Origin of the sequence: Streptomyces milbemycinicus, from assembly GCF_002154605.1 — a bacterium.
Lineage (GTDB): Bacteria > Actinomycetota > Actinomycetes > Streptomycetales > Streptomycetaceae > Streptomyces > Streptomyces milbemycinicus.
The window spans coordinates 1-11,618 of sequence record NZ_MUNE01000132.1; the positions used below are offsets into that span (position 1 = coordinate 1).

An 11,618-nucleotide genomic window follows, 5' to 3' on the forward strand; every position below is an offset into this window, starting at 1 on the left:
CCACTGGACGGTCGAGGCCGAGTCCATCACCCGCCACGACACCCGGGACGGCTCCGAACTCCCGCTCGACGCGCTCGACTTCTTCCTGGAGCTGCGCGGGCGGCTGGGGCTCGCCGACCAGATCCTGCCCGTCTATCTGGAGGAGATCAGCTCCACCCTCTCCGGCACGGCGTACAAGCTCGGCGGCGAGCCGGTCGGCGCCGCCGAGCTCGCCAAGTCCGACTTCCAGACGGTCGAGACCGGCATGACCGAGGGCCACCCCTGCTTCGTCGCCAACAACGGCCGCCTGGGCTTCGGAGTCCACGAATACCTCTCATACGCCCCCGAGACCGCGAGCCCCGTCCAGCTGATCTGGCTGGCCGCGCACCGCGACCACGCCACCTTCACCTCCTCCACGGACCTCGACTACGACGGGCTGATCCGCGGCGAGTTGGGCGAGGCCACCCTGACCCGCTTCGCCGACACCCTGACCGGCCTCGGCCTCGACCTGGCCGACTACCGCCTCATCCCCGTCCACCCCTGGCAGTGGTGGAACAAGCTGTCGGTCACCTTCGCCGCCGAGCTCGCCCAGCGGCGCCTGGTGTGCCTGGGCAGCGGCGACGACTCGTACCTCGCGCAGCAGTCGATCCGTACCTTCTTCAACAGCGACGACCCGGCCAAGCACTATGTGAAAACGGCCCTGTCCGTCCTCAACATGGGCTTCATGCGCGGCCTCTCCGCCGCCTATATGGAGGCCACCCCCGCCATCAACGACTGGCTCGCGGGCCTGATCGCCGGCGACGACCTCCTCCGCGCCGCCCGCTTCTCGATCATCCGCGAACGCGCCGCCATCGGCTACCACCACCGGCAGTACGAACGCGCCACCGACAAGTACTCGCCGTACCGCAAAATGCTCGCCGCGCTCTGGCGCGAAAGCCCCGTCCCCACTCTCGAACCGGGCCAGCGCCTGGCCACCATGGCCTCCCTCCTCCACACCGACCCCGCCGGCGGCTCCGTCGTCAGCGCCCTCATCGAGGAGTCCGGCCTGCCCCCCGCCGGCTGGCTGCGCCGCTACCTGGACGCGTATCTGCGACCGGTGCTGCACTGCTTCTACGCGTACGACCTGGTCTTCATGCCGCATGGCGAGAACGTCATCCTCGTCATCGAGGACGGCGCGGTGCGGCGAGCGATCTTCAAGGACATCGCCGAGGAGATCGCCGTCATGGACCCGGACGCGGTCCTTCCGCCGGCTGTCACGCGGATCCGGGTGGAGGTCCCGGAGGACAAGAAGCTGCTGTCGATCTTCACCGATGTCTTCGACTGCTTCCTGCGCTTCCTGAGCGGCATCCTCGTCACCGAGGGCCTGCTGGAGGAGGAGACCTTCTGGCGGACGGTGGCGGAGTGCGTCTCGGACTACCAGGCGTCGGTGCCGGAGCTGGCGGAGAAGTTCGAGCGGTACGACATGTTCGCGCCCGATTTCGCACTGTCCTGCCTGAACCGGCTCCAGCTGCGGAACAACCAGCAGATGCTGGACCTGGCGGACCCGGCCGGGGCGCTCCAGCTGATCGGGACGCTGGAGAACCCCATCGCGCGGTTCGGGGGAGCGTCGTAGTTCAGCGGGGGGAGGTGGGGTCCGCGTTACCGCCGAGGACGGCGGAGCCGAGTATGGAACGGACCTGCTTGAGGGTGACGGCGGAGGGCTGGTTGAGGCAGGCGGAAGCGATGATCAGCCCATCCACCCCACCCGCCGCCCGCCAGCCCAGCAGCTCATGCGTGCCGCCCGCGAGGCGGCAGGAGTCCCCGGGCCGGGTATCCACCAGCGGCGCCCGCTGGTGGATCGCGCCCAGAACCTTCTTACTCTCCAGCCGGAAGACCAGCAGCCCCTCCCCACGCCGCAGCTCGTCCGACGCCAGGCAGTAGCGCCCGGTCCCCGCCGTACACCCCTCCTCGTCCACGGCTGCGGGCCGGCTCCCGGCCAGTCCCACCGTGCCCGCCTCCTCCCCACCCCATACGCTGCGGCCGCTCCAGCCGTCCGGCAGCCGGACGGTCAGCCCGTCCAGCCCGGGGTAGCGGAAATCAGGCCCGCCGGAGGTGGGCGAGGCGGCCGGCACCTGATACGTGGCGCCGGGCTTCCTGGACCCCCCGGCCGGCACATGCCCCAGCACGCCCAGCGTCACGGCGACGGCCACTCCCCCGGCCACCCCGGCGGCCCCGATCGCCCCGGCCACCCGACGCCGCCGTCGCCGTACCACCAGTTGCTGGACCCGCCGCATCCGCTGAGCGGGAGCGGCGGGCCGGGGCACGCCCCGCTCAAGCAGCGCCCGCAGCTCCGCCTCACGGCGTGCGTCACCTCCCTGACCAGGCAGAAAGCGCCTCCTCTCGGCCGGCTCACCCACGGCGCTCACCACCCTCCACCAGCTCGGCGGCGGGCAGCAGCCCGTGCAAGGTACGCAGCGCCTTGGACGCCTGGCTCTTGACCGTGCCGGTGGAGCAGCCCAGCACATCGGCGGTGTCCTCGACGCTCAGGTCCTCGAAATAGCGCAGCACCACCACCGCCCGCTGCCGCACCGGCAGAGCCCGCACCACCGCCGCCAGCGACTGCTCCAGATCCACCCCCTCGAACGGATCCGGCATGGCCCGCGTATCCGGCACCTCGTCGTGCGGCACCTCCCCGCGCCAGCGCCGCCGCCACCACGAGGCATGCGTATTGACCAGCGCCTTTCGGACGTACGCCTCCGGATTCTCCCCCGCGATCCGCCGCCACTTCGGCCACACCTTGGCCAGCACCGTCTGCAGCAGATCCTCGGCCAGATGCGCATCCCCGGTGAGCAGCCAGGCCACCCTCAGCAGCCGAGGCCCGCGCGCGGCGACGAACTCCTCGAAGCCGGGCGTCGCGCCCGTCACTGTCGTGTCCTCGCCATGGCGCCCCTGTCCGAACCGTGTCTTTCACACATGGTGAACGCCATGACGCCGGGACGGGGTTGCCTCAAGCCCAGAATCCGCCAACCGGCGGTCAACCAGCACCCCCGCATGGCGATTCGCACGGCCAATTGCCGAGTCAAGAGACTCGATGAAAATCAGCCACGCCAGACTTAATATCGCCAAGAATCACGGCCGACATCGTGCGCGCCAAAGCGGGCAACAAGGGGTACGCTCCTCAATCCACACCCTCAAGCGCGTGACCTGCGTCACAAAAATGTGACAGCTCTGGTCGGCGTGACGCCGCGTGTCGCAAACTCACTGCGATCTTCTGTTAGAAGAATTGCTCACGGGGAACAGCGTTACGGGGGAGCAACAGTGGGTCATCTGTCGATTCAGGTACGCGCTTCCAGATCCAGCGGGTCGCCGGTTTTGAGGCATATCGCCGCTGATATTCACTTAAGATTCAGGAAACCTGGACACCTCGCATTCCAGCACCTCTCCAGGGTGACTCTGTGAATTCCGCCGGGTATCCGCTGTCTCGGCAGCAGCAGACCGTCTGGGCGTCGCAGCAACTCCAGCCAGACGGGGACTCCTACCATGTTCCCGTGGCCTACCGCCTTTCAGGTCACATCGCCGAGAAGGAGCTCGCCGAGGCCATCCGGTCGGTGCTGGGCCGGCACCCCGTGCTGCGTGTGGCGATTCATCAATTATCGAGCGGCGAACTTCGCCAGAGCGTACGCCCCACGCCGGATCGCGTCCTGGATGTACACCAGGTGACACCCGATGAGCTGCAGGAACGGCTCACCGCGGCCGCTTCGGAGCCGTTCTCCGGCGAAACCGCGCACCGTGTGCGAGCCGACTTGTTCCGGTTGTCTCCGCAGGACGCCGTTCTCCTCATGGTGTTCGACCACATCACGGTGGACGCACCTTCGGTCGGCCTGATCATGGAGGAATTAGGCCAGGCCTATACCGATGCCCTCGACGGCCGCCTCCGGACGGCTGCACCTATTGGCGAGTCGCCCTATTTCGCGTACGTCCGCCAGCAGCAGGAGCGGACAAATCTCCCCGAAGAGCAGGAACACACCGACTTCTGGGGGAAATATCTGGCCGGCATGGACGTACTCGCATCCGCACCGCGCAAGCACCCGTACAGCGATGATTCGCCCATTCGCCACTCCTCCTGCCCGCTGTCCTTTCGGGCGGATTTCATCGAGCTCGTCGAACGCCGGCGGGTGACCCCCTTCGCGGTGCTGCTGTCCGCTTACTCTCTGACGCTTCAGCACTTCCTCCGCTCCGATGATATCGTCGTCTCCTATCCGGCTGTCGACTGGCGACGCACCGAATTCGACAAGGTGGTGGGGCTGTTTACGGACATGATGCTCTTCCGCTGCCCTCCGCAGGCTGAAACAAGCCTGCAGGAGTACGTCCGGGAGGTTCAGGAATCGCTCTTCACCTGCCTGGAGCATCAGGGAGAGTCCCTGGAGAAGCTGTGGGCCCGCATGCGGGTGATCGCCGGTGGCGGTGCGGCCCTCCCGGCCATGCTGTCCGTCAACGACCTGGGCACAGACCCCCGGTTGCCCGGGCTGGATGTGGAACGCATCCCGCTGATCCCGCGTGACGGCAAGTCGGAGCTGCTGCTGGCCATCAACATCAGCGGCACCGAGGTCACCGGGCGGCTGGACTTCGACCCCGACGTGTACGCCCCGGCCACCGCACAGCGGCTGGCCCGCGCGTGGGAAACCGTGCTCGGCCAGATCGTCGACGGCTGGGACGGCGCCGCGCGGGAAGTGGAGCTCATCACCGAGGCCGACCGCTCCCTGGTGCTGGACACCTGGAACGCGCCGCCCGGCGAGGTGGACCCGCCGCACGTCCCGGAGTCCTTCCTGCGTCAGGCCGCCGCCGCCCCCGAGAAGGTCGCCCTGATCGACGAGGGACACGAGGTCACCTACGGGGAACTGGAACGGGCCTCCCGCTCCCTTGCCGCCCGTATCGCGGCCCTCGGCCTCCCCTCGGGGAGCGTCGTCGCGCTCTGCCTGCCGAGGTCGGCCCGGTTCGTCGAGGCGGCCCTGGCCGTGCTCCGATGCGGCCTGGCCTTCCTCCCCATCGACATGGAACAGCCGCCGCGCCGACGCGCCTTCGTCCTGTCCGACGCGGGAGCGGCAGCCGTGATCGCGCCGAGCCATGCCGGACTCGGCGCTCTGCCGCCCGGGGTGAAGCCGCTCGGCCTGGACGCCGCCGAAGCCGCTGTCCCAGGCGACGGGTTCGAAGACCGGCCGGTGGACGGCGAGGCCCCCGCCTACGTCATCACGACGTCCGGAAGCACCGGGCTGCCCAAGGCGGTCGTCGTCCCGCACCGTGCGCTGACCAACAACCTCCGGTGGAAGCGGGACGAGTTCGGCTTCCACCCGGAGGACCGCTTCTACTTCAAGACGCCGCCCATCTTCGACGCGTCGGTGTGGGAGTACCTCGCCCCGCTCACCGTGGGCGCCACGCTGGTGGTGGCGCCTCCGGGCGCACACCGGGACCCGGCGTCCATGCTCGGCGAGATGCGGCGCCACGCGGTGACCGTGGCGCAGTTCGTCCCCACCCTGCTCAAGGCCCTGCTGGCGGAGGACGGGTGGGGCGGCCTCCCCGCGCTGCGCCGGCTCTTCGCCGGTGGAGAGGCCCTCGACTCCTGGGTCGTGGAAGCCGTGAAAAAGGGCTGTCATGCTCAGGTCATTAACTTGTACGGGCCAACCGAGGCGGGCTGCGACGCGACGTCCCACCTGTGCCGCCCCGGCGCCGGGCCCGAAGCGGCAGTGCCCATCGGCCGCCCCATTCCCGGCGGCCAGGCCTATGTGCTCGGGCCCGGCGGCCAGTTGATGCCCCCGACCTTCGTGGGGGAGCTCTGCCTCGGCGGCCTCCCGCTGGCTCTCGGATACGCCAACCGCGCCGAGCTGACCGCCGAACGGTTCGTACCGCACCGGTTCGGCGAGGATCCCGGCGCGTTGCTCTACCGGACGGGTGACCTCGCCCGCTTCACCGAGGACGGCCTGCTCGAGTTCCACGGGCGCGACGACGGGCAGGCGAAGCTCCGCGGACTGCGGGTGGAACTGGACGGGATACGCAACCTGCTTCTCGGGCACCCCGGAATCCAGGACGCCGTCGTGACGGTCCGCCCCGAGCTCCCGGACTCCCTGCTCGCCTACGTCGTCTCCGGACCGGACGACGTCCTCGCCGGCCTCCGCGGATACCTCGCCGACCGGCTGCCCCCGGAGCACCTGCCCACCCACTTCGTACGGCTGGCACAGCTGCCCCTCACCGCCACCGGAAAGGTGGACGTACGAGCGCTGCCGCTGCCCGAGGCGGGAGCGGCCCCGTCGTCGCACAGCGAACCGCGTACCGGCCTCGAACGGCGGCTCGCCGCGCTGTGGGCGGAGGTCCTGGGCACGGAACCCGGCCGGGTGCCCCGTGACATGAGCCTGTTCCAGCTCGGGGGCAGCTCACTGACCCTGATTCAGCTGCACCGCCGGCTCAGGACGGAGATCGCGCCCGGCTTGTCGGTGACGGATCTGTTCAAGTACCCGACCGTTGCCGCTGTCGCCCGCTCGCTGAGTGGCTCGGAGAACGACGGAGGATGAGCATGACCCTTGCGCAGGAGAGCCGGCTCATAGCGGTGGTCGGGATGGCCTGCCGTTTCCCCGGCGCCCGTGACACCGACGAGTACTGGAACGCGCTCATGAAGGGGACGACGTCCCTGGTGCCGCTGACGGCCGACGAACTCGCGGCGAAGGGCGTCCCCCAGGAAGTGCTCGCCGACCCGAGTTACGTTCCCGTGGCCGGGGCGCTCGAAGACGTGGAGATGTTCGACGCCGCCTACTTCGGGATCCCGCCCGCCGAGGCGGCTGCCATGGATCCGCAGCACCGCCTCTTTCTCCAGGAAGCGGTGCACGCCCTGGAACACGCGGGGTGGGCGGGCAGCGAGGACCGCAGGGTCGGGGTCTTCTGCGGCTCCGGCGAGAACCGGTACGCGGCGATGCTGCCCAGCCCGGACAGCGGCGCCCGGGCCCACCGGTCCATGTCCGACGCCCCCGCCGCGCTGCCCCTGCGCGTCTCCTACCATCTCGACCTGCGAGGGCCGAGCGTCTTCGTCAGCAGCCTGTGCTCCACGTCGCTCACCGCCGTCCACCTGGCCAGGCGCAGCCTGTTGGCGGGCGAGTGCGAACTCGCCCTGGCGGGCGCGGTGTCCGTGCAGCTGCCACAGCACCACGGCTATCGCGCGCTTGACGGCTCCGTCATGTCCCCGGACGGCCGGCTGCGCCCGTTCGACAGCGCGGCAGCGGGCACCGTACCCGGAAGCGGCGCGGGAATCGTCGTCCTCAAGTGCCTGGACGACGCCCTGCGCGACGGAGACACCGTCCACGCCGTCATCCGTGGCTCCGCCCTCAACAACGACGGGGCGGACCGGCAGAGCTTCGCCGCGCCGAGCGTGCGCGGACAGCGCGACGTCGTCATCGCCGCGCTCACCGACGCGGGCGTCGACCCGGCGACCGTGGGGTACGTCGAGGCACACGGCACCGGCACCTCCCTCGGGGACCCCGTGGAGCTCGCGGCGCTCCGCGAGGCCCGGGAACAGCTGGGTGCCACCACTCCCTGTGCGATCGGTGCCGTGAAGTCCTCCCTGGGGCACCTGGACACCGCCGCCGGCATGGCCGGGCTCATCAAGGCCGTACTCGCCGTCCGTGAGGGCACGGTGCCCGCGACGGTGGGGCACGACGAACTCAACCCCCTCATCGACCTGGGGGACAGCGGCCTGTACATCAGCGCGGACACCGGCCCGTGGCCGCGTACGGGGCACCCCCGGCGCGCCGCCGTCACCGCGCTCGGCGTCGGCGGCACCAACGCCCACCTGGTGCTGGAACAGCCACCCGTGCGACCCGCACCCGCACCCGCACCGTCCGAGCCGGCCGCCCCGGACGAGCCGCACATCTTCCCGCTCTCCGCCCATACGCCGCGCTCGTTCGACCGGCTCTGCGACCGGCTCGCCGAGACGCTGGACCACAAGGAACACGCCCCGGGCGATGTGGCCCGCACCCTCCAAGAGGGCCGCCACCACCGCACACTGCGCCGGGCCTGGGTCTCCCCCTCCCTCCAGGGAATCAGCACCGCCCTGCGCGAGAAGCCCGTCCCCGCACCGGAGGAAGGGCTCGTGCTGGCGATCGACCTCGGGGACGAGAACCCGTACCCGCTCGACGAGCGGCTCGGCGAGCGCATCGCGGAGCTCCGCCGTGCCCTGGAGCACACGGGCTCCGGGACCTCCCGGGTGGTGGTCGCGGCGCACACCGCGCGGGGCCTGCTCGACGCCCTGGCCGTACGGGGAGTCGTCCCGGACGCCGTGGCCGCGGTGGGCGCGGGCGAGTACCTGGCGTTCGCCCACGCCGGAGCCCTGCCCTGGGACGTGGCGCTCCGCTGCGCCGAGCGGCACAGCCGGGCTCTGGAGGCGTCGCTGCCCGGCGGGGATCTGAGCGTCTGCGAACGGCTGCTGGACGAGATCGAACGGGACCTCGCCGCCTGCCCCCCTACCCCCCTGGCCGTCGAGGTGCGATCGCTCACCTCGGGCACCGGTTTCCCCGCCGGGCGGGTACTGCCGACGGGACACCTGCCGGCGATGACCCGGGCCGCGGTGACCGGAGAAGGGGACTTCGCGCCCCCGCCGGGCTGCCCCAGCCTGCTCGACGGCGCGACAGGCTGGGAGCAGTGGCTGCGTCTGGTCGCCCACTGCTGGGAACGGGGCGCCGATGTGTCCTGGCACCTGCTGCGCGGGACCGGCCGCCGGATACCGCTGCCGGGCTACCCGTTCGACGAGGCCCGCCACTGGGCCGCCCCGGCGCCGGATGCCACCGCGGGACACACCCCCATACCTGTCGGCGGCGCCACCGCCTCCCGCGCAGGCGGTGCGCGGGACGTCCTGACCGAACTGGGCGCCATCTGGCGGACGGTCCTCGGCGTTCCCGAGGTGGCGCCCGAGGACAGCTTCTTCGACCTCGGCGGGCACTCGCTGCTCGCCTCCCAGGTCATGACCAGGATCCGCGAGCTGTTCGAGGTGCGGATCCCCCTCGGCGAACTGCTGGACGCCGAGACGCTGGAAGGCATGTCCGAGCTCGTTCAGGACGAGCTTGCCGCGCTGCGTGTCTACGCGACGCAGACCGCCCCGACCGACGAAGCGATGGAGACGGTGGAACTGTGAGCGTCACCCGCTTTCTGGAGGACATGTCAGCGCGCGGGATCCGCATCGCGCCCAACGGCGAGAAGCTGTCGGTGTCAGGCCCCGGCAGCGCCCTCACCGACGCCGTCAAGGACTCCATCCGCACGCAACGCGCGGAGATACTCCGGTTCTTCCGCGAGTACGAGGAGGAGCAGTACCGGCGCAGCGTCCGCATTCAGCGCGTCGACCGCCGGGAACCGATCCCCGCGTCCTATGCCCAGCAGCGCCTGTGGCTGGTGGAGCAGACGGCGACCGACCTGTCCGTCTACAACATGTACTTCGCCACCGAATTCCGGGGCGACCTGGACGAAGCGGCCCTGCGCGGCGCCGCCGGCGATCTCGTGCGGCGCCACGAGATCCTGCGCACGGCCCTTACCGAGACGCCGGAGGGCCTGCTCCAGACCATCGACGACGGCTGCACAGCGGCGTTCGGGACACACCGGGCGGACACCCCGGAGGAACACGACAGGCTGCTCCTCGACGTCGTCTCCACGCGTTTCGACCTGGCCACGGCCCCGCTCATCCGCTTCGACCTGCTGCACACGGCGGAGCGGCGGTGGACCTTCGTCGTCACACAGCACCACGTCATCTCGGACGGCTGGTCCACCGGGCTGATCAAAAAGGAACTGTCCGAGCTGTACGCGGCGCGCGTCGCCGGCCGGAGCCCGCGGTTACCCGAGCTCTCCGTGCAGTACGCGGACTACGCCGTCTGGGAGCGTGAATGGCTCGGCAGCGACCTGGCGCAGCGGCAGCGCGCGTACTGGCGCGACAGGCTCGCCGAGCTTCCACCGCTGCTGGACCTGGTCCCCTCCCGGCACCGCCAGGCGGTGCAGAGCTACCGCGGCTCCGCGCTGACCTTCCGGTACCGACGCGAACTCCTCGATCGGGTCCGGGGGTTGTGCGGTGCGACGGGCACCACCCTCTACAGCACCTTCATGGCGGCGTACTCACTGCTGCTGTCCCGCATGACGCGGCAGTCCGACATCGCCGTCGGCAGCCCTCTGGCCAACCGGCCCTATCCGGCGCTGGAGCGGACCCTGGGGCTGTTCTTCAACACCATCACCGTGCGGACCCGGGTCGATGAGAGCAGTACCGTCCGCGACTACCTGGCACAGACCCGGAGCAGCGCGTTCGACGCCTTCGCCCACCAGGACCTTCCTTTCGACCAGGTGGTGCAGGCGACGGCCCCCGAGCGCAGCAGCTCGCACTCCCCGATCTTCCAGACCATCTTCATCCTGCAGACCTATCCGGGCGAGCAGTTCACCTTGCCCGGTGTCCACGCCGAGGCCGCTCCGACCCCCTACTACTCGGCCCAGTACGACCTGATGTTCAAGCTGCGCGAAGACAGCCGGACGGCCGGCCTGCAGGGGCTGCTGGTCTACAACGACACGCTGTTCGACGAGGCCGACGCGCAGCGCTTCGCCGACTGTTTCGTCCGTCTTGTGGAGCGTATGTGCGAGGACCCGGACGCACGGCTCGCGGACCTGCCGCTGATCGACCCCGACAGCTCCCGGCGCATCGACCAGTGGAACGCCTCCACCAGCCGGCCGGTGGAGGCGGGGCGCGTGGAGGAGGAGCTCCTCGACCGGCTGCGCGAGGATCCCGAGCAGGCGGCCGTCACGTTCCGGGGGACCGTGCTGTCCCGGGGTGAACTGGCGCGCAGGGCCGAGTCCGTCGCCGCCGGCCTGCGCTCCGTGGGGCTGCGGCCCGGCGGCCGGGTGGGCGTGCTGGTGCCCAGGTCGCCGGAGCTCATCGCCGTACTGCTGGGGATCCTCCGGGCGGGGCTGGTCTACGTGCCCCTGGACGGGGCCGCTCCGGACGGGCGCACCACGTCCATGCTCGACTCTGCCGACTGCGTCGCGCTCGTGACCGGGGAGGTGTACGAGGGCAGGTGTCCGTCGTTCGCCGGTGTGCGGCTGAGCGCCGCGGACCTGCTCCGGCACCCGGGGACGGCCGGCTCCCCGGGTGAGGCCGCCGCCGACGCCGCCTACGTCATCTTCACCTCCGGCTCCACCGGGCGGCCCAAGGGCGTCGAGGTATCGCATGCGAATGTGCTGAACCTCTTCACCGCCCTCGACGCGGTGGCTTCGCCTCCGGATCCGGCCGTGTGGCTCGCCGTCACCCAGGTCACCTTCGACATCGCGGTGGTCGAGCTGTTGTGGACCGTGGCCCGCGGTGTTCCCGTGGTGCTCTCGGAGACGTCCGAGACGCTGCGGCACACCACGAGCGACCCGCGGGGGCTTCAGGCGCCCGCGACCATCCCGGAGCTCATCCGCCGTGAGGGGGCGACGGCCATGCAGGCGACCCCCACGCTGCTGCGCGGTGTGCTCCGCCTGCCCGGCGCCGAAGAAGCCCTGGCCGGGCTCCGCCTGCTGATGGTGGGCGGCGAACCGCTCGACCTCACCCTGGCCCGGCAGCTCAAGAACCTCGGCATCCCGCGCGTGCTGAACATGTACGGACCGACGGAGACCAC

General features: G+C 70.5%; 6 protein-coding genes. 4 read left to right on the forward strand and 2 right to left on the reverse strand.

From position 1 onward, the window contains the following. Positions 1–1,591, forward strand: a 1,591-nt coding sequence (locus CCN51_RS12325; RefSeq protein ID WP_086859532.1) for an IucA/IucC family protein, incomplete at its 5' end; no start/stop codon positions are given. A 1-nt stretch (position 1,592) separates the two neighbouring features. On the opposite strand, the gene CCN51_RS12330 is transcribed toward CCN51_RS12325, so the two are convergent. Together CCN51_RS12330 and CCN51_RS12335 are read right to left on the reverse strand one after the other, a co-directional pair. Then, a complete protein-coding gene (locus CCN51_RS12330; protein ID WP_143675782.1) occupies positions 1,593–2,375 on the reverse strand; it encodes a hypothetical protein in 783 nt (260 codons plus the stop codon). Continuing rightward, positions 2,368–2,883 carry a SigE family RNA polymerase sigma factor gene (locus tag CCN51_RS12335; RefSeq protein WP_086859534.1) on the reverse strand — a complete coding sequence of 172 codons (516 nt, stop codon included), beginning with the start codon at positions 2,881–2,883 and terminating at the stop codon, positions 2,368–2,370. Before CCN51_RS12335 ends, CCN51_RS12330 begins: the two co-directional genes overlap by 8 nt. A 530-nt stretch (positions 2,884–3,413) precedes the next feature. On the opposite strand from CCN51_RS12335, the gene CCN51_RS12340 reads away from it, so the two are divergent. From CCN51_RS12340 to CCN51_RS12350, 3 genes are all read left to right on the forward strand, one after another. After that, on the forward strand, positions 3,414–6,521 hold the full coding sequence (locus CCN51_RS12340; protein ID WP_086859536.1) for a non-ribosomal peptide synthetase: 3,108 nt from the start codon (positions 3,414–3,416) through the stop codon (positions 6,519–6,521). A 2-nt stretch (positions 6,522–6,523) separates the two neighbouring features. Next, complete coding sequence (locus tag CCN51_RS12345; RefSeq protein ID WP_055414002.1) at positions 6,524–9,127, forward strand: beta-ketoacyl synthase N-terminal-like domain-containing protein; 2,604 nt, start codon at positions 6,524–6,526, stop codon at positions 9,125–9,127. Then, a partial coding sequence (locus CCN51_RS12350) for a non-ribosomal peptide synthetase (RefSeq protein ID WP_143675783.1) occupies positions 9,124–11,618 on the forward strand: 2,495 nt, incomplete at its 3' end. The genes CCN51_RS12345 and CCN51_RS12350, both read left to right, overlap by 4 nt.

What these genes read in the sequence shown, in the direction of transcription:
- CCN51_RS12345 (WP_055414002.1), top strand. Translation starts at nt 6,524, where the DNA reads ATGACCCTTGCGCAGGAGAGCCGGCTCATAGCGGTGGTCGGGATGGCC.